Source organism: Archangium sp. (genome assembly GCF_036277355.1).
In the GTDB taxonomy this organism is placed as follows: Bacteria; Myxococcota; Myxococcia; order Myxococcales; family Myxococcaceae; genus Archangium.
The window spans coordinates 1-18927 of sequence record NZ_DASUNC010000081.1; the positions used below are offsets into that span (position 1 = coordinate 1).

Consider the following 18927-nt stretch of genomic DNA (forward strand, 5'->3'; position numbering starts at 1 on the left):
TCGGGATGATCCATGTGGTTCAGGATGCCGATCTCGCGCCTGGCCCGGTCATTCAACAAGCGGCCCCGGAGGATCTTGACGGCGTAGAAGCATCCGGCCTGCTCGGCCTTGTAGACGTAGCCGTAGCTCCCGCTGCCGAGCGTCTCGACGATGCGGTAACCCCCGACCATCTCTTTGAGTTCCGGCAGCCTGTAGGCCAATCCCACGACGCACCTCCGAGAATGCCGAGCCTACCAGCCTCGTGGAGAACGAGCTGCACGACGCAAGCCCCGGCCCCCCATCCACCGTGGTAGACGACCACCATGGACGAAGAACTTCAGCGCTCCCTCGGAGAAGTAGCTCGCGCAGCACGGGAACGCCTCGGTCTGACGCAGGCCCAGGTTGCCCAGAAGGTCGGTCTCGTTCCTGGCGTCTACGGGAGAATCGAACGTGGCGACATGATGCCGTCCGTTCCGAGCCTCCGGAGAATCAGCACCGTCCTGGGTATCTCGTCCGACGCGCTGCTGGGAGTGAGCCCTTCTCAGGTTGCGGCCACAGTCGATGAAGCTCCCCCAGAGGGGAACCTCTCGCCGGAGCTGCGGCGCATCCTCCACCAGCTCCGGACGTGGTCGCCGAAGCGCTTGAAGGTGCTCAGCAAGGTTCTGACCGTCCTTGCTTCGTCCTTCGAGGATTGAACCAGGTAGATTCATCCGCCTACTCGGCTTGCTCATCTGGCTGTTGCGCTGTGTGTCTCACCAGCGCATTGGCGGTGCTGAGCATGACGGATACCTGTGCAGCATCCATGCGGCGAATCGTTCTCACCAGCCGGCGCAGATCGGGCGGATCATCTGCCTCGGGTTCAGGCTCCTTCAGCCACGAAGGAGCCTTCTCCACATCGAGTCCCAAGACGACGTTCGCATCGAGGCGAAGCACACGGCACAACCTGCGAAAGGTCGCAACGCTCGGGAGCAGGTATCCTCGCTCAATCCGACCGAATACTTCGGTGACGATCCCAACGCGGTCCGCGACATCCGCCTGGGTCAGCTCAGTCTTCTTGCGAGCTTCACGCACGACCGCTGCCAGATGGGTCATCAACTTCTTCTTGTCGTTCTGCCTGCTCGTTCTGCCCGGTCCAGGGGTTACTGGACGCTCAGCGCCTTCGGCCACGGGAGGACTCCAATCTCGACAGGGTGCGCTGCCTTCCGCTTGAGGGCGGATGCTTTCTTGAGGATGTCGGCCAGCTCCGCCGCTGCCTCGGTGGCGCCGAAGGGCTGGCGGAGACTGCGCAGATACGCGCGCAGATCGTCACGCATCTCAGCGGCCGATTGGTAACGCTCGGCAGGGTCACTCCGAAGAGCCCGGTGAGCTACCTGTTTCAGAGGGGCCGGGGCTTTGTAAGCGATGCGTTCCACGTCCTCGGGACCGAAGCGCAGCAGACGATCCGCGAGTACCTCGATGGAGGCCCATGCGGAGTGTTCTGCCCTCACTCCCGAGACGAGTCGAAGCGCGCGCTTGGACACCTCGGATGGAAGCGTGTCCAGAGGGTCGAGCGGATGATTCCCCGCGATGATCTCCAGCAGCACGAGCCCGAGCGAGAAGATGTCCGCCCTGCTGTCGATGCCCTTGGGAGAGAGAAGACCGGCTCGGCCCTTTTCGGAGATGGAGCGAATGATTTCCGGAGCCGCGTAGGCGAAGTTCCCTCGGAGCACCTTCGGTGGCGTGGGCACGCGGCCCAACAGCTCGGAGAACGCGGCACCGAAGTTCGTGAGCTTCACGCGACCGTTGCGCCCAAGGCGGATGGTCATGGGACCTACGGCACGGTGAATGATGTGAAGCGGGCGGCCTCGGTCATCCTCGCAGTAGTGGGCGTAGTCGAGGGCGTTGGCGACTTCAGCGGCGATGAAGGAGGCGAGGGCAGGCGAGAGCTTGCGGCCCAGCAACAGCGCGGAGCCGATGACAGTGGCCAGGAAGGCTCCTGGCGTGTGCTCCATCACCACGAACGGGGCGCCCTGATGTTCCGCGAGTCTGAAGACGCGAGCGATCTTTGGATGATGAAGGTGCTCGGCGAGCTGAACTTCCTCGATTGCTCGGGTCCGGCCCTCGCGCCCCTCCGGGACTTCTACTTGCTTCAGGGCAACGAGCCTCCGGCGCGCCTTCTCCTTCACGGGCCTGCACCACGAGAGAAACAGGGTGTCGTAATCCACGTGTTCGAGCAGGGAGCGGAAGACCTCGTAGCGGAATCCTTCTGACTCGAAGGTAAAGGGCCCTGTGTCCGTGGATGGGGTGTCGAATCCGGCCATGTGGTCTCCTGTGCGCTGCGGAACGCTTGAGAGGAACGCAGGTTCCCATAGGTTACGTCCAAGGTGCTCCGAAACGTACCATGGAAGGGCGGAGAAATGGAAGCCACCTTACTGGGTAGGTCAGGAGGCCGGGGCAACCCGGGCAAGTAGCTCCCGAGACGCACCGTCCTGGTCCGGCTCGGCCCTGACGTCGATCATGTCAGCGAGCAGGGGGGCGCGACACGCGGGCAACCCTCTTCGCGTGCGCGATGGCCTCCAGGTGTTCCTGCCGCAGGGGGCGATCTCGCCGAAGCCGAAGCGCTCTCTTCTCCGCGTCCGCCAGCATCTCCCATGCCTCGCGAGCCTGCCGGGGGAAGAGGTGAAGGGACTGTACGTAGAGGCAGGTGATGTGGACGCGCAGCGCGAGGTTGGAGAAGCCGAGCCGTTGAACACGGCGAAGCCACTTGCCGAATTCAGCCCAGGGCTGGTTGAACGAGTATGCGAGGGTGACGAGATCTTCCGCGATTCCACGTCGGAGTTGCTCGCGTTCGGCCTCCGTTACTGCCTCACGCAACCATTGCTTCTCCAGTTCCAGCAGGGCCCGTCGCCTCTCCTCGTACGGGGCCTTGGCCTCTATCAGCTTCAGGAAGACCTGATCCTTCTCCCGTCCAAGTTCCAGTCCGCGCTCTCGTTGCGTGCGCCGCATGGTCATGCTCCAGGGCAGGGCTTGTCGTTTGCCTGCCACGGCCAGTACCCGTGACGCATACAAGCGTCATAACAGGCTTGGCATTGGGTCTCCCCTTTCTTCCGGCCCGGGATGCTGTCACCGCCAGCACGGACGCACTTCGCGTAATGTGGCTCGCAGATGTCCGTCCGCCACCGCTCCCTCTCCTCCTGGGTTGGAAGCTCGGGGATCGGCGCGGCTTCCACAGTTGGCCGCGACTGACGACACGGGCTTGTTTCATGACGACCCCCAAGTGCTTGGACACATGGCCAAGATCGTCATGTCAACTGGAGCATTCGTGAAAGGAGCCCCCCGCTGTTGTGTCAGCCGGAGGACGTGCTCTCCCTGTTCGCTTCTGCGTTGGCCTGGGCTCGCCCACGTCGCGGCGAGCGTCGAGGGGAAAACGACATGGGGCCAGCGGCATGCCCGTAGCTGGGGGCTCCAATCCCCAGGACTTACAGGCAGTTACGCCGGTGTGGGACTTGGATTCAGCATCTACCCCGACCCTCTCCCGAGGGGAGAGGGTGAGCCTGGCCCTCTTCCCTCGGGTTCTGCTCGGTCGGGTTCTGCTCGGTAGAGCTTCAGCCCAGGATCAGTTGCTCCAGCAGCGCCTTCTGCACGTGCATCCGGTTCTCCGCCTCGTCCCAGACCGCCGACCGAGGCCCGTCGATGACGCCGCCGGTGATCTCCTCGCCCCGGTGCGCCGGCAGGCAGTGCAGCACGATCGCCCCTGGATTCGCCTTCGCCAGCAGCGCCTCGTTCAGCTGGTAGTCGTGCAGGTCCTTCATGCGCCTGGCCGACTCCGCCTCCTGGCCCATGCTCGTCCACACGTCCGTCACCACCACGTCCGCGCCCTTCACCGCCTCGGCCGCGTCCGCCGTCACGTGCACCCGTGCTCCCGCCTGCGCCAGCAGCTCCGCCGCCGGACGGTAGCCCTCCGGGCACCCCAGCCGCAGGTTGAACCCGAAGAAGCGCGTCGCCTCCACGAACGAGCGGCCCATGTTGCTCGCGCAGTCACCCACGAAGGCGATCGTCTTGCCCTTCACCGTCCCCAGCCGCTCCTCCACCGTGAACAGGTCCGCCAGCAGCTGCACCGGGTGCCCGCCCTCCGACAGACCGTTGATCACCGGCACCTGCGACGCCTTCGCGAACGCCGTCAGCCGATCGTCCCCGAAGGTGCGGAACATGATGCAGTCCGCGTAGCCGGAGATGACTCGCGCCGTGTCCTCGATCGTCTCGCCCCGGGCGATCTGGCTGCTGCCCGCGGTGATCGTCGAGACCGTTCCGCCCAGCTGGTACATCGCCGCCTCGAAGGACAGGTGCGTGCGCGTCGAGGACTTCTCGAACACCAGCACCAGGTGCCGCCCCGCCAGCGTCGTCACCACTTCCTTGCGCTTGCGGCTCGCCTTGAGCGCGTGCGTCCGCTTGAAGAGGGCCTGGTATTCGGCCTCGGTGCGGTCGGCCAGGGTCAGGAAATCGCGCTTCACAGTGCTGCCTCCTGCAAGGAGTCGAAAATGGCCGCGAGCCGGGGAATGGCATCCGCCATCTCCCGCGCCCGTGCCGCATGGGACTTCAGTCCGGCAATCTGCTTCTCCACCGACGCCGGTCCGGTCCCTCCGGCGTTGGCCTTGCGCTCCACCGCGCGCCGCGGATCCGCGCTCTTCAGCACCTCGGCGTCGAAGCGCGGGTCCACCGACTGTGCCAGCTCCAGCGTCACCTTGGCCAGCGGCAATCCGCGCTCCTGGCACGCCCGCACCAGCGCTCCCGTCGCCTTGTACGCCGTGCGGAAGGGAATCCCCTTCATCGCCAGCGCCTCGGCCACGTCCGTCGCTTGCATGTAGTCCGACTCCACCGCCGCGAAGCACCGCTCCTTGTCGAAGGACACCTTGCCCAGCGCCAGGTGCAGCATGGACAGCACGCTCGTCAGCAGCGGCCCCGTCTCCAGCAGCACCTGCCGGTCCTCCTGCAAGTCCCGGCTGTACCCGCCCGGCAGCCCCTTCACCAGCACCGCCAGCGTGTTCAGGTTGCCCACCGCCCGCCCCGACTTGCCGCGGATCAGCTCGAAGACGTCCGGGTTGCGCTTCTGCGGCATCATGCTCGAGCCGCAGGCGATCTCCCCGTCCAGCTTCACGAAGCCGAACTCGGGCGAGGCGAAGTCGTAGAAGTCCGTGGCCACCCGGCTCGCGTGCAGCAGCGAGCGCATGGCCGCGTACGCGAAGTCCATCGCGAAGTCCCGGTCTCCCACCGTGTCCAGGCCGTTCATCGTCACGCGGGGGAAGCGCAGCAGCTCGCGCGTCACCTCGCGGTCGATGGGCAGCGACGTGCCGCCAATGGCGCCCACGCCCAGCGGCAGCGAGGCCACCTGCTCCAGCACGAAGCCGAGCGCGTCCACGTCCCGGGTGAACATGGCCCCGTACCCGCACAGCAGGTACGCCAGCGAGATGGGCTGCGCCCGCTGCCGGTGCGTGTACGAGGGAATGAGCGTGTCCCGCTCCGCCTCGGCCCGCGCGGCCAGTCCGTCCAGCAGCTTCGCCAGCGCGCCGAGCGCCTCGGCCACCTTCTCGCGCACGTGCAGGCGCAGGTCCAACGCCACCTGATCATTGCGCGAGCGCGCCGTGTGCAAGAGGCCCGCGCGCTCCCCGAGGACGCGGGTGAGCTCCGCCTCCACGGCCATGTGCACGTCCTCCTCGTCCGCGAGGACGAGCGTGCCGGCCCGCGCGGCCTTCCAGATGGCCACGAGCTGCTCACGGATGGCGCGCGCGTCCTCCGCGGGGATGAGCCGGGTGCGCGACAGCATGGTGAGGTGGGCCATGCTGCCCACCAGGTCCTCGGTGAGCAGCGCCTTGTCGAGCGCCAGCGAGCTGGTGAATGCCAGCACCTCCGGGTGGAGGCCGGGCCCGCCGGAGGCGGCCGTCTTGGCAATCGTCACGGGGTGTCTTCCTTTCCAAAGAGGGACTTCAACTTCCGGTTCAGGGTGCGGGTGGACTTGCCGCGGGCCGGGGCGACGAAGATGGTGTCATCTCCGGCGATGGTCCCCAGGTTCTCGGGCAGCCGGGCCTGGTCGATGGCCGACGCCACCAGGGGGGCGGAGCCCGGGCGGGTGCGGACCACCACCAACATCTCGTTGTCCTCCACCGAGAGGACCATCTCCGACAGCTCGCGCAGCCGGTCCTCGCCCGAGGGCGGTGGGGCCTCCTCCAGCCCATACACCGTGCCGCCCTGGGGCAGCGACACGCGCATGGCGCCGAGCTGGGCCAGGTCCCTCGACAGCGTGGCCTGGGTGACGTCGTAGCCCTCGCGGGCCAGCAGTTGTCCCAGCTCGTCCTGGGTGGCCACGGCGTGCGTGCGGATGATGCGGCGGATGGCTTCCTGCCGCGACGCCTTGTCTCCGTTGCTCCGAAGCGGGCTCACAGTCGGGTTCCTCATGGCCGTGCCTCAACGGGTGACGAGCGTTCCGACGCCCTTGTCGGTGAAGAGCTCGGCGATGAGGCTGTGTGGGACGCGCCCGTCGATGACGTGCACGCGCTCCACGGCCCCGCCGCTCAGCGCCTTCAGCGTCATCTTCGCCCGCGTCTGCATGCTGCCGGCGAACGCGCCCGCCGCCAGGAGCGTCTCCAACTGCGCGGTCGTCAGCTCGTTGAAGAGCTCCTCGCCCCGGAGGATGCCCGGCGCGTCGTGCAGGTAGATGAGCTTGTGGGCCTTGAGGGCGCTGGCCACCTCGGCCGCCACCGCGTCCGAGCCCAGGTCGTACGTCTGCCCGTCCTCGCCCAGCCCCACCGGCGAGATGATGGGCACGTAGCCCTGGCCCAGCAGCATCTCCAGGAACTCGTGGTTGACGCGCGTCACCTCGCCCACGTGCTCCTTGGAGCGGCCGTCCTCCACGGGAATCCGCCGGGCCCGCAGCAGCGCGCCGTCCTTGCCGGACAGGCCCACCGCCCGATCCCCCAGGTTGTTGAGGATGGTGACGAGCTCCGAGTTGACGGAGCCGGACAGCACCATCTCCACCACCTTGAGGCCCGAGGCGTCGGTGATGAGCCCGCCGTCCTGGCGCAGGCCGAGCTTGTCCAGCGTGCGCGTGAGCTCCGGCCCGCCACCGTGCACGATGATGGGCTGCAGGCCCGCCGAGCGCAGCAGCTCGATGTCCCGGCAGAAGGCCTGCTTGAGGGACTCCTTCACCATGGCCGCGCCGCCGTAGCGGATGACGCAGCGCTTGCCCCGGAAGCGCGAGATGTACGAGAGCGCCTCGACGAGCAGCGTCGTCTTGAACGCGGGGCTGTAGTTGGCCAGCCGATCATCCCGGCCCACGCCGCCGTCGGGCCTCGGGACGATGAGCGAGGTGTAGTCCGCGTTGATCTTCACGTAGTCGTACGAGAGATCGCACCCCCAGGCCACGGAGGAGCCCTCGCCGCCGGTGAGACACACCTCGACGCGGACCTCGGGCTCGCGCATGCGCGCCTTGAGGTGGGCCGGGTCATACGGCTTCGGCTCGCCCTCGTAGACGGAGATGCCCTGGATGCGGACGTGGGCCGAGTAGGGGTCCACCGCGTAGCCCTGGGTGCCGGCGCGCGCGCCCACCGTGGCGAGCACGCGGCCCCAGTTGGGATCCGCTCCGAAGACGGCGGCCTTCACCAGCGTGGAGCCGGCCACGGCCCGCGCCAGGTCCTGGGCGATGGCGGTGTCCGGGGCGCCCGACACCTCCACCTGCAGCAGCTTGGTGGCGCCCTCGCCATCCGAGGCGATCTCCCGCGCCATCTCCAGGCACAGGTCCGAGAGCGTGGCGGTGAAGACCTTCAGCTCCGGCCCGGGGTCGGAGATGGCCGGGTTGCCGGCCCGGCCGTTGGCCAGCGCGTACACGGTGTCGTTGGGGCTCATGTCCCCGTCCACCGTGAGGCTGTTGAAGGTGGTGGACACCGCCTCGCGCAGGGCGGCCGCCAGCACGCCGGGCTGGATGGCGCAGTCGGTGGTGATGACGGCGATCACCGTGGCCAGCGAGGGGTGCATCATCCCCGAGCCCTTGAAGATGGCGGAGACCGTCACGTTGCGGCCGCCGATGCTCACCGTGCGCCACGCCTGCTTGGCGCGCGTGTCGGTGGTCATGATGGCCTCGGCGGCGGTGTCGGGCTCGGCGCGCAGGGCGTCCTTGAGCGGGCCGAGCACCGTCACCACCTTGTTCACCGGCAGGGGATGGCCGATGACGCCCGTGGAGGCGGTGAGCACGGCGGACGCCGGCACGGAGAGGACGCGGCCCAGCTCGTCGCGCAGGGTGCGCACGGCCTGCTGTCCGGCGGGGCCGGTGAGGGCGTTGGCGTTGCCCGAGTTGACGAGCACGGCCTGGATGCCCGAGGCGGGCAGACGGGGCTCGGCATCCTGCACCGGGGCGGCCCGGGCCTTGTTGGCCGTGAAGCAGCCCGCGGCGGAGCAGGGCGTGTCGCTGTAGACGAGCGCCACGTCCTTGCGCTGGGGCTTGAGGCCGGCATGGACGCCGGAGAAGGAGAAGCCGAGCGGTACCTTCACGGATTGAAACCCCGCAGGGTGGAGAGGCCGAGCGTCTCCTCCCACCCCATCATGAGGTTGAGGTTCTGGACGGCCTGACCGGCCGCCCCCTTCACCAGGTTGTCGATCGCGGCCGTCACCACCACGCGGCCCGGGTCATAGCCGGTGGTGTCGGCGGCCACGGCCACCGTGCAGCGGTTGGTGCCCACCACGCCCTTGAGGCTCACCGCGTCCGGCGAGGCCTCCACCGTCAGGAAGGGGCAGGACGCATAGGCCTGCTCCAGGGCGGCGCGGGCCTCGGCGGCGGTGGCGCCCGAGCGCAGGCGGCCGTAGGCGGTGACGAGGATGCCCCGCTTGAGCGGCAGCAGGTGCGCGGTGAAGGTGAGGGGCACGGTGCGGCCCGCCACGCCCGCGAGCGTCTGGGCGATCTCCGGCGTGTGCTGGTGGCGCAGCACGCGGTAGGCGCGGAAGTCCTCGTCCACCTCGCTGAAGCTCAGGTCCTCCGAGCCCTTGCGGCCCGCCCCCGTCGTGCCCGAGGCGGCGTCGAAGATGAGCGAGCCTTCCTCGAGCAGCCCGGCCTTCAGCAGCGGCGCCACGGACAGCGCGCACGCGGTGGCGTAGCAGCCCGGGTTGGCCACGAGCTTCGCGCTCGGAATGCGCTCGCGGAACAGCTCCGGCAGGCCATAGGCGGCCTGCTCCAGCAGCTCGGGCGCCGAGTGCGTGAAGTTGTAGAAGGCCGGATAGCTGGCGAGGTTCCTCAGGCGGAAGGAGCCCGACAGATCGATGACGCGCACGCCCGCGGCGATCAGCCCGGGCACCAGGTGCAGGGAGGTCTCGGCCGGCGTGGCGAGCAGCACCACCTCGCACTCCTTCGCGAGCTCGGCGCTCTTGTCCTGCGGCGCGTACTTGAGCTGCCCCACCGGGCCCATGATGCCCAGACGGCGGCCCACGGCCTCCCCCTGCCACCTGTCGCTGGTCACCAGCCGCAGCTCCACCTTCTGGTGGGCCGCCAGGATGTGGGTCGCCTCGACGCCGGAGTACCCCGACGCCCCGATGATGCCGATCGCCGTCTTATGCATGGAGGTGCATGAATATTCGCTACCGTGCATACAAGCAAGCGGCAAATGCATATTCCCGCGGGAGGCCATTTCCCCTCTCCCGGAGGGCGAGGGGAAATGGGCGCGGGTCAGCCCCATTTTTCCGGGGGCACACCGATCAGTGCGGCGCGGGGCCTGCTGGCTCGTCCGGGCCGTGGTCGTGGACCTCGGGGCGGGTATCGGCTGCCTCGCGCTCGTCGCCCCACCGCTCGCGCTGCTCCTCCTGTACCTCCCGGAGGAACTCCTGGAGCGCCGCCGCCAGCGGCAGGGCGATCATCGCGCCGATCAGCCCCATCAGCGCCGCGCCCATCAGCAGCACCACCGAGATGAGCAGCGGATTCATCCGGATGGAGTGGCGCTGGACGAGCGGTTGAATCAGGTTTCCTTCCACCTGCTGGTAGACGAGGAAGAGCCCCAGGGCGATCAGCGCCCGGTTGAGGCCCACCGTCGTCAGCGTGGTGAAGGACACCAGCAGCGCCATGAGGAAGCTGCCGATGTACGGGATGAGGCCGAGCACCAGGTACAGGCTCCCCAGCGCCAGGAAGTAGGGCACGCCCAGCAGGAAGGTGCCCAGCGCCGTGATCAGGCCGCCCAGCGTCACCGTGAGGGCCGTGCCCGCCAGGTAGCCGCTCACCGCCCGGTGCATGTTCTTCACCAGCTCGCGCACCGCGGGCCTGCGCACGGGACGCACCCACCCCAGCGCCTGCTCGTAGAGATCCTTCCCGAAGATCAGGGCGAAGAGGCTGAGCGTCACCACGGTGATGAACACCAGCACGCCGTTCACCGTCGTGGAGACGACGCCCGGCAGGGACTGGGCGACCTCGTCCGGCAGGTGCGCCAGCGCGTCCTGCACCTTGCGCTCCAGGTCGAAGCGCTGCTCGAGCCACCGCGTCCACTCCCAGGTGCGGACTTCGCTCACCAGTCCGGGCGCGGACCGCACCAGGCTGCGCACCTGTTGCACCACCAGCGGCACCAGCGTGGCGCCCAGCAGCCCCGCGAGCCCGAGCAGCCCCAGGAACGTCACCAGCACGCCCCAGCCCCGGCTCACTCCCCGCCGCTGGAACCAGCGCACCAGCGGATCGATCGCCAGGGAGATGAACAGCGCCACCGCCAGCAGCACGAAGACGGCGCGCAGCTGGATGAGCATGTACGCCAGCAGCACCAGGGCGCCCGCGTTGAGCCCCACCGTCCAGACCGTGCGGGCGGAGATCTGCGAGCGGCGTATCGGGTCCCGAGCATTCATTCCGTGCTCAAGGTAGGCACGGTCCGGCATCGGCTCCGCCTGGGGCCAGGAGGACGGGCAGCCGGAAGGGGCCTCGTCCTCCTGCCTGGTGCTTCCCGCCTCGCGGGAGACGGCTCAGCGCGCGGGCACGGTGGTGGAGTAGGCGCCGGTCTGGTCCGTCAGCGTCTGCGAGAGCAGCAGGGCGGACGACTTGCCCTCCACGTCCACTACGCGGAAGAAGCGGATGGAGGCGTAGGGGGCGGTGGACGGCGTCGCATTCGAGCCGGTGAAGGTGACCTGCCCGTTGACGCTGCGGCCCTTGGAGAGGGTGAAGGTGGAGAGCTCCAGGCTCGGCGGGACGGAGGCGCTGACCGGGGGAGGCACCGTCACGATGCGGCTGACGCGCGGGAGGTCCTCGGTGGGGATGAAGTCGAGGCGGTAGCGGCCCGGATCCATCGGCAGCTCGAATCTGCCCGCCTCATCCGTGGTGCGCGGAGCCTGGAAGCTGGCCGTGGACCGGGACCATCCGGGCACCTCCTCGAGCGGCTCGGCCATGATCGCCACGCCCGCCGCCGGCTGCGAGCCACTGGGCTTCATCAGCTCGCCGCGGACCAGGACCCGCTCCCCACACACCACGTCCGCCGACGCCAGGACACTGACGCGCGGCACCTGCACGTACCTCAGGGTGAAGCTCGCGCTGGAGCCCGGCGGGGGCACGACGGAGAGCGTCATCGAGCTCCCGGTCTCATTGGGAAGGGTGAGGAGCTCGAAGGCGCCGGTCTCGTCCGTGAGCACCTTCTGGCTGCGGAACTGCCCGCCACCGCTCACCTTGCCCTGCAGGGACACCGTGGCCTGCGCCACCGGCTGCCCGTTCCGGTCCAGCACCCTGGCGCGCAGCCGCACGGGCTCGCCATAGTCCCCCATGGACAGCTCCAGCGCGCCCTGGCGCGGGTTCACGGTGAACTGCTTCTGCGGCACCAGGGCCTGCGGGGAGGTGGGCACCACCTGGAGGACCACCGTGGGCCGCTCGGCGGCCGTGGGCGGGAGCGAGAGCGTGAACGCTCCCGACTCGCGCGTCACCATCACCCGCTGCGAGAGCGGGCGCAGCTGCTCGTCCTGGGCCTGGACCTCCAGATCCACATCCACCGGCTTTCCATCCGGGCGCACCACCTTGCCGGACAGCCGGACGAGCTCGGAGGAGACGGGCAGGGTGAAGTCCAGCGTCACCGCGTCGCCCGGTTGGACGTCGCGGGTGCTGGACAGGGGCGGCAGCGCGGCGTCGTTGGTGGACAGGGTGACGTCGTAGCGCCCCGCGCCCACCGGCAGCGAGTAGAGGCCATTGGTGGGCACGAGCGTGCTCTCGTGGCGGCGCACCAGCCCGGGGATGAGCAGGCTCTCGCCCGTCATGCGCAGGGTGATGGGGGCGGAGTACGCGCTGGTGGAGGAGAGCCCCTCCACGCGCACCTGGCCCTTGAGGAGGGCGGGGCCGTACAGCTCGATGTTCTGCTGGCTGCGCAGCTCCGTCACCCGGAAGTCCTGGGCGTGCAGGCCGACGCGGGGGTTGGGGACCACCTCGACGACGATGTTCTTGCCCGGGTCTCCACAGCCATCGACGAAGCACACCTCGTCGTTGTCGCACTCGCTGTCACTGCGGCAGCCGAGGACGGGGTCCGGAGCGGAGTAGCCGCAGCCGGCCGCGAGGGCCGTGGTCAGCAGCACGAGGGGGGTGAGCCTCTTCATAGACAATCTCCTGCGGCCTCGGTCCTGACGAACCACACATAGGTGGCGGTGTAGCCAGGATCCGAGACGATGCCTCCGTCCGCGAGCTCGAGGACGCTGCTGTTCAGGGGCTCGCGGCGGCCCACCAGGCCGGTGTCGGTGACGACGACCTCGACGATGTGGTCGCCTGGGACGTTGAGCCGGTTGAAGTCCGCCGAGTCGAAGCTCACCTGGAAGGTGGCGCGATCATCGCGGATGACCTTGGCGTTCTTGGCGAGGATGATGTTCTGGGCGTCCTCGCCCTGGGTCCGGGAGGCGTCGTAGTCCACGTACCAGTAGGCGACGAGTTGGTCGTCGACGTCGGGATCCTCGACGATGGCCTCGAACGTCAGCTTGCACAGCTTGTCGGCGCCGTAGCCTCGGATGATGCGCTCGGGGGGGTTCACCTGGCTCTCCACGATCCGCGGGGGGCGGTTGCGCTGCTGGGGGATGTCGCTGAGGTAGCTCGTGTCCTGGGGAATGACGCATCCCCCCAGGATCCACGCGGCGGCTCCGAGTCCCAACCACTTCATGGCGGGGAGCCCAAGCAATTCGCTGGCCAGTCGGTAGGCAGTGGATTTCATCGTCGGAACAGGGGTTTGGCGAGGGTGCCACACCCGGGAGGAGCAGGGAACCGCGACAGGCCTGTCACGATGAGTCCACGACGATCGGCGGTGGGGCGAGCGCCCCTCGCCCAGCAGGCAGCCGAGTGGAGGGAGGGTCCGGCTGGGGTACTACTGGTGCCCATGTCCAACCCTCCTGTCGATTCGCACCCCTTGGGTGAACGGTGGCACTCGCGCCTGGGGGCGCTGGCCCTGACGGCGTTGATGCTGGTGACGGCGTGCGCCACGGGGACTTCCCCGGGCAGCGGAACGACGGAGTACCGGCACCCCCCGCCTGTGGATGGCGCAGAGGCAGGGGATGCGGTCTTCGCCACGCTGCCCACGGAATTCACGCCGGTGCGAGTGGGGGCGTCGGATCTCCAGGCGGCCCTGACGACGTTCTGGCTCCACATGCCGCCGCGGGTGGCCACCTCCCATTTCCCGCTGTATGCCGGCCGCGAGCTGGCGCTTGTCTGCTCTTCTTCGAGCGGCGGAGCGGGAGCCGCGGACCTGGAGCGCTCCTATGGGCGCTATTGCGAGCGGCGCGGCACGCCGGGGGATTGCCTGACGCTGCTCGAGGACGGGCCGCGGCTGCGGGACGAGGACAAGCGGAGTCTCGCGCTGGCCCTGGCGGTGGGACCGGCCCTGGAGGGGCTGGACGCGGAAGCGCGGGCCGTGCTCGACCCGACGCGGTTGCTGGCGACGCTCAGCTTCTCGATTACGGCCTACATGGCGCTCCTGGTCGCGCCGGTGCCCGAGCCGGTGACCAAGGGCGTCGCCGCCGCGTTCACCGTGCTCTTGTGGGGCTATCTCGGGTGGGAGTTCTTCGACCTGCTGCGGGCCTACGCGCGGCTCTACGACGAGGCGCCAAGAGCCTCCACCTTCGCGGAGCTGCGCGAGATTGGCGAGCGGTTCGGCCGGGTCATCGGTCCGAACAGCGCGCGGATTCTCCTCATCGTGGGGACGGCGGCGATAGGGGAGACGGTGGCGCTCGCGTCCAAGGCTCCGAAGCTGCCGGGGTTCGAGCAGGCCTCGCGCACGGTCGAGGCAAGCAGCGGCGTGGGTCTGTTGAGTGTGGCGGCCGGAACTGAGCGCGTCATCGTCTCGGTGCCCGAGGGGACGATCCGGGTCGTGTTGGCGCCGCACGTGGTGGCCATGGCCACGCGGAGCGCCGCGGGGGCGAGTCCCTCACCAGGGCGGGGGACGCTCCTGCCCAACGGGCACAGGGCGTGGGGCTCGCCGAGTGGCTTCAAGTCGGCGATGGGCCCAGCGGGCAATGGCAAGGAATGGCACCACATCGTGGAGCAGACCCCGGGCAACGTGGATCGGTTCGGGGGGGAGGCCTTGCACAATACGGAGAACGTCATTGCAATGGACAAGGCGCTCCACACTGACATCAGTCGTCTATATTCGTCGATCCGAACGCATATCACCGGCTCCAGGGCCATGACGGTGCGCAAGTGGCTCAGTACACAGTCCTATGAGGCACAGCGAGCGTTTGGTTTGTTGGCCATCGACAATGTGAGGAATGGAATATGGTAGCGGAGTTCGACAAGCTCGTTGAGGCGTTCGCCTACCATGTCGAGGCCCAAACCTGGCAGATCTTCAACGGAGACGCGAAGACCGGAAACAAGCACGCGAAGAAAGCCATTGCCGCATTCGATAAGCTGTGTGCTCATGGTGACGCTGGACGGGATGCACTCGCTGTGCTTTTCACGCATCCCAGGATGGACGTACGGACGGCCGCGGCGGCTTTCCTGTTGCGCCATCGGACTGCGGAGGCCAAGGCGGTTCTGGAAGAAGCCGCGAAGGGAAAAGGGCTGATTCCTTTCGAGGCTTCCGAGTGTCTGAAACGCTGGGAAGAGGGCACCTGGGCCCTGGATCCCGCAGATCCGGTTGAACCACCAGTCAAGCGTGCCCGGTCACGACTCAAGAGCAAGAGCACCCAGGGCCATGGCCGGGGACATCATCGGGGCAAGTCCGGCGATTGAACCAACGGAGGGCGTCCCGTACCTACTTCGAAGGGCCATAGCTGCTTGCCTTCAGCATCCGCTCCAACTCCCGGGCGTAGGTCGCGATTCTCGTCGCCTCATCCGTTCCGTTGATGATCCGTCGAGCGTTGACGTAGTTGCAGTTGTTGTCCTTGATGTAATCGCCGAGCGACCTCGACGTGAACGATCCGTTCCGCATGCCGTAGGACATGATCTTGTATGCGACGTCCGGCTCGAGAACGAGTTCGGGATGGATCACGAGCCGATCATCGCCGTACAAGATGTCGCTCATCGTCTTGTAGTTCTTCTTCCAGGTGAGCTGCACGTACCCGCGCCCGTAGTACACATTCGAGTAGTTCTGCCCGTCGGATCCCACCACGTTCACGGGATTGCCGTACGCATACCCCGCGCCCTGGCCGTACTCCTCGATGGGCTGCCAGGTGTCCGCGCACTCGTGCTTGACCGTCGCCAGCATGTACGCGGCCCAACGGACATCACTGATCTGGGGATCGCGATCGATGAACCGTAGCAGCATCGACAGGCCGTGCGCCGCGGAGTCATCGAGGATGCCGTAGGTTCCCATGTAGTCCGACATGAACCGGTCGTGACGGAACGTCAGGCTTCCCTGTGCGAGGTCCGTGCCCAATCGCGCGAGTGACTCGGCGGCACCCGATTCCTTGAGCCAGATGTATGTGCCGATCACGTTGCCAAGCGCGGCCCAGGTACTGGCACCGACGACTCCATTCGCGGGAGAGATTCGATGGGCGGCCTGGAATTGTTTGACGGTGGCCTCGGTCTGGGGACCGAACGTCCCCAACGCATCCAAGGCAGGGGGCGGTTGCTGCAGATGGCTGAACCAATGCTGAAGAGTCTTGACCTCGCGTCCTCTGCTTCCTCGTTTGAGGATGAATGCCATGTTCCCCCCTCCTGCTTCGTCGTCTTGAACAGCAATCGTTTGTGCTTGGTGCCAGGTCTCATCACTTCCCGGCGCTATTGCCTGGAAGGTCGGCCCGCAGCATGGGTTGAAGCTGCTTCAGCGGTACCTCGACATCGAGCGCATGGAATGCTCGCGCGGAAACGGGTCGAAGCACCACGAGCGCTCCCTCTTTCAAGAAGAAGCGGCGCACCGAGATTGGCACGTTGGCCCCCAGCTTCGTGGTCGCTGAGAGCTTGTTGCGCACGGCCTGAGTGAGTGTTTCCTTCCAGGGGGTGTCAGGGCGAAACAGATCCGCCACCTGATACACCGTGCCCGTCATGAGATTGACGGTGAGTCCATCGACCATGTCATCGGGCTGGAGGCTCGGATTGGTGCAGGCGGTACGTTGCAACCGGACGCTGAGGAGCCCATCCTTCGCCAGCCCTACTGAATACGTGACGGAGACATCGGTCTTCCCGGGGTCGGGCAGGTCGGAGCAGCCCTCTCCCTGGCGTACCGGCGAGGAGTCGCGCGGTGCTCGACAGCTCTCGGGAACGGTGGCAAGCACGGTCTCATCGATGAGTCGGTTGACCTTGGCAAGGAGCTCGGACGACGAGAGCCCGGCGATTTCGGGATACGCCACGTCGACGGCGCACTGCCCATTGCCCGTGGTGTAGGTCTCACGCCGCTGAGCTATGCGCACGGAGCCCGTGGTCCCAGACCCGCCGGTGCCCTCGCGTATCGTCCCTGACGAGATCTCGGGGGGCTGGACGGGTTGTGCCGTCGCTTCCGCTACGGGGGCGGTCCGGGCCAGAGGTTGATCGCCGCGCGAGCAGGCAAGCCCTGTCGCGCAGAGACACACGAAAAGGAAACGCAAGGGTTCTCCTCTGGCGATGACCGGCCAGATGCCGGATGCAGGAGGAGGCTAGAAGTCCCGAGGTTCCTTGGCAATAGAACCGCGCCGGCGCCCCGTGACTACAGCAGCTCGTCGCCGTCCTCGCCGGGAGGCAGCGGCCCGCCGTTCTTCTCCGCCTCCAGCTTCTCGAAGTGGCGGAAGATCGTTCGCGGATCCACTCCCAGATCCTTCGCCGTCTTCGTCTTGTTGCGGTTGTTCCGCTCGTAGACCTCCTGGATGTACTGCTTCTGCCAGCGCTCCCGCGCCTCCGACAGCGGCAGCACCGGCTCCAGGCTCTCCGGCCTCAAATCCAGGTCATCCGGCCCCAGCAACGGCTTGTCCGCCAGCACCACCGCCTTCTTGATGCGGTTCTCCAACTCGCGGATGTTGCCCGGCCAGCCGTACTTCTTCATCGCCACCGTCGCCGACGGCGAGAAACCCTTCGCCTTCGAGTTGAACTCCTTCGCGTACTTCTGCAGGAAGTACTTCCCCAGCACGAACAGGTCCTCGCCCCGCTCGCGCAGCGGCGGCAGCTTCAGCGTCACCACGTTCAGCCGGTAGTACAGGTCCTCGCGGAAGGTGCCCTTGCGCACCTCCTCCTCGAGCACCCGGTTCGTCGCCGCCACCACCCGGATGTCCACCGGCTCGCCCCGGTGATCTCCCACCTTGTAGACCACCTTCTCCTGCAACGCCCGCAGCAGCTTCACCTGCAGCTGCAACGGCATCTCGCCAATCTCGTCCAGGAAGAGCGTGCCGCCGATGGCCGCCTGGAACTTGCCCACCCTCGTGTTCACCGCCCCCGTGAAGGCGCCTCGCACGTGGCCGAACAGCTCGCTCTCCAGCAGGTTCTCCGGAATCGCCCCGCAGTTGATGGTGATGAACGGTCCCTTGCTCCGCGGCGAGTGCCGGTGGATCTCCCGGGCGATCAGCTCCTTGCCCGTGCCCGTCTCGCCCGTGATCAGCACCGAGATGTCCGTGGGCGCGATCTTGTCGATGCGCCGGTACACGTCCAGCATCCCCTGGCACGCACCCACGATCTCCCCGTAGTGCGTGTCGTCCAGCCGCTTGCGCAGCTCGGTGTTGTCCAGCTTCAGGTCATTCACCAGCAGCGCGTTCTGGATGAGCAACAGCGCCTGCGCCGCGAAGATGGTGAGCATGTCCAGGCTCTTGGGCTCGAACCGGTTCACCAACCGGTCGTTGCCCACGTACAGCACCCCGAACAGCTCGTCGTTGCGCACCAGCGGCACGCACATCACCGACAGCAGCTTCAGGTTCACCACCGACTTGCTGCTCTTGAACTCGGGATCATCCAGCGCGTCGCTCAAGATGAGCGCCTTGCGCGTACGCACCACCTTCTCGATGATCGAATCCGACACCCGCGCCGTCGCGTCCTCGATGTTCTCCCGCGACAGGTTGCGCGCCACCTTCACGGCCAGCTCGCCGTTCTCCCGCAGGATGAGGAAGCCCTTGTCCGCCCGCGTCACCTCGATGGCCTCGTCCAGCACGCTCTCCAGCAGCTCGTCCCGGCTGGAGCTGCCCAGCAGCCGATCGCTGAACGCCGTGAGCCGGCGCAGCAGCACCAGCTCGCGGCCCACCACCCCCGGCATGTCCCGGGTGTGCGAGTCCGGATCCGACGTCGGCTCGTGCGTCACCGCGAGCGCCGGGGCCGGAGGCGGCTTCGTCACGGCGTCCTCGCGCGCGAAGACGAGCTCCGTGGCGCCCACGCGGATGACGTCGTCCGTGGCCAGCACGTGGTTGTCCCGCTTCTTGCCGTTCACCTGGAACGACGCCCCCAGGCTCCCCAGCTGGTAGCGCGTTCCATCGAAGAGCACGTGCAACGCACTGTCCGGCACCGACGGATCCTCCAGCTGCACGTCATTGTCGGCCGAGCGGCCGATGCTGGTGATGCGCTTGTGGAGGGGGACCGTGCGGACCTTCCCCTCGGGGCTGCGGACGGTGAGGCTGGCCATG

At 67.5% G+C, this 18927-nt stretch carries 16 protein-coding genes and 1 pseudogene; 3 read left to right on the forward strand and 14 right to left on the reverse strand.

Translation table 11 applies throughout. The annotated features are described in order from the left end of the window. Positions 1-302: 302 nt before the first annotated feature. Positions 303-674: a helix-turn-helix transcriptional regulator gene (locus VFZ09_RS21730; protein WP_329729554.1), complete on the forward strand. Its 372-nt coding sequence runs from the start codon at positions 303-305 to the stop codon at positions 672-674. Between the two features lie 19 nt (positions 675-693). Here the strand turns inward: VFZ09_RS21730 and VFZ09_RS21735 are convergent, their stop codons facing one another. The 11 genes from VFZ09_RS21735 to VFZ09_RS21785 all read right to left on the reverse strand — a co-directional run bounded on the left by VFZ09_RS21735 (position 694) and on the right by VFZ09_RS21785 (position 13085). After that, positions 694-1146, reverse strand: coding sequence for a helix-turn-helix domain-containing protein (locus tag VFZ09_RS21735; protein WP_329729555.1), 453 nt, complete (start codon positions 1144-1146; stop codon positions 694-696). Next, entirely contained in the window at positions 1119-2279 is a 1161-nt protein-coding gene (locus tag VFZ09_RS21740) for a serine/threonine-protein kinase (RefSeq protein WP_329729556.1), read from the reverse strand. Before VFZ09_RS21740 ends, VFZ09_RS21735 begins: the two co-directional genes overlap by 28 nt. A 199-nt stretch (positions 2280-2478) precedes the next feature. Continuing rightward, positions 2479-2970 carry a hypothetical protein gene (locus VFZ09_RS21745; protein ID WP_329729557.1) on the reverse strand — a complete coding sequence of 164 codons (492 nt, stop codon included), beginning with the start codon at positions 2968-2970 and terminating at the stop codon, positions 2479-2481. Between the two features lie 593 nt (positions 2971-3563). Next, complete coding sequence (gene argF / locus VFZ09_RS21750; RefSeq protein ID WP_329729558.1) at positions 3564-4469, reverse strand: ornithine carbamoyltransferase; 906 nt, start codon at positions 4467-4469, stop codon at positions 3564-3566. Further along, on the reverse strand, positions 4466-5911 hold the full coding sequence (argH, locus tag VFZ09_RS21755; protein ID WP_329729559.1) for an argininosuccinate lyase: 1446 nt from the start codon (positions 5909-5911) through the stop codon (positions 4466-4468). The genes argF and argH overlap by 4 nt, the downstream gene beginning before the upstream one ends. Beyond that, a complete protein-coding gene (argR, locus tag VFZ09_RS21760; RefSeq protein WP_329729560.1) occupies positions 5908-6408 on the reverse strand; it encodes an arginine repressor in 501 nt (166 codons plus the stop codon). Before argR ends, argH begins: the two co-directional genes overlap by 4 nt. Positions 6409-6417: 9 nt before the next feature. Continuing rightward, positions 6418-8496, reverse strand: coding sequence for a bifunctional glutamate N-acetyltransferase/amino-acid acetyltransferase ArgJ (gene argJ / locus VFZ09_RS21765; RefSeq protein ID WP_329729561.1), 2079 nt, complete (start codon positions 8494-8496; stop codon positions 6418-6420). Continuing rightward, the gene (gene argC / locus VFZ09_RS21770) at positions 8493-9554 is read right to left on the reverse strand and encodes an N-acetyl-gamma-glutamyl-phosphate reductase (RefSeq protein ID WP_329729562.1); all 1062 of its coding nucleotides are present in this window, start codon (positions 9552-9554) and stop codon (positions 8493-8495) included. Before argC ends, argJ begins: the two co-directional genes overlap by 4 nt. Positions 9555-9690: 136 nt before the next feature. Continuing rightward, the gene (locus VFZ09_RS21775; protein ID WP_329729563.1) at positions 9691-10815 is read right to left on the reverse strand and encodes an AI-2E family transporter; all 1125 of its coding nucleotides are present in this window, start codon (positions 10813-10815) and stop codon (positions 9691-9693) included. 114 nt (positions 10816-10929) lie between these two features. Then, positions 10930-12534, reverse strand: a complete 1605-nt coding sequence (locus tag VFZ09_RS21780; RefSeq protein WP_329729564.1) for a carboxypeptidase regulatory-like domain-containing protein — start codon at positions 12532-12534, stop codon at positions 10930-10932. Beyond that, a complete protein-coding gene (locus VFZ09_RS21785; RefSeq protein WP_329729565.1) occupies positions 12531-13085 on the reverse strand; it encodes a hypothetical protein in 555 nt (184 codons plus the stop codon). The genes VFZ09_RS21780 and VFZ09_RS21785 overlap by 4 nt, the downstream gene beginning before the upstream one ends. A gap of 243 nt (positions 13086-13328) precedes the next feature. On the opposite strand from VFZ09_RS21785, the gene VFZ09_RS21790 reads away from it, so the two are divergent. Together VFZ09_RS21790 and VFZ09_RS21795 are read left to right on the forward strand one after the other, a co-directional pair. Next, positions 13329-14696 (forward strand): hypothetical protein, encoded by a 1368-nt coding sequence (locus tag VFZ09_RS21790; RefSeq protein ID WP_329729566.1) that lies wholly within the window; start codon positions 13329-13331, stop codon positions 14694-14696. Then, positions 14690-15040 (forward strand): annotated as a pseudogene (locus VFZ09_RS21795) (DUF2019 domain-containing protein); the annotation flags it as partial. The gene VFZ09_RS21790 and the pseudogene VFZ09_RS21795, both read left to right, overlap by 7 nt. Before the next feature lie 127 nt (positions 15041-15167). On the opposite strand, the gene VFZ09_RS21800 reads toward VFZ09_RS21795, so the two are convergent. From VFZ09_RS21800 to VFZ09_RS21810, 3 genes are all read right to left on the reverse strand, one after another. Further along, a complete protein-coding gene (locus tag VFZ09_RS21800; protein WP_329729567.1) occupies positions 15168-16061 on the reverse strand; it encodes a peptidoglycan-binding protein in 894 nt (297 codons plus the stop codon). A gap of 61 nt (positions 16062-16122) precedes the next feature. Next, positions 16123-16704, reverse strand: coding sequence for a hypothetical protein (locus VFZ09_RS21805; RefSeq protein ID WP_329729568.1), 582 nt, complete (start codon positions 16702-16704; stop codon positions 16123-16125). Between the two features lie 332 nt (positions 16705-17036). Beyond that, positions 17037-18926, reverse strand: coding sequence for a sigma 54-interacting transcriptional regulator (locus tag VFZ09_RS21810; RefSeq protein ID WP_329729569.1), 1890 nt, complete (start codon positions 18924-18926; stop codon positions 17037-17039). Position 18927: the final 1 nt, after the last annotated feature.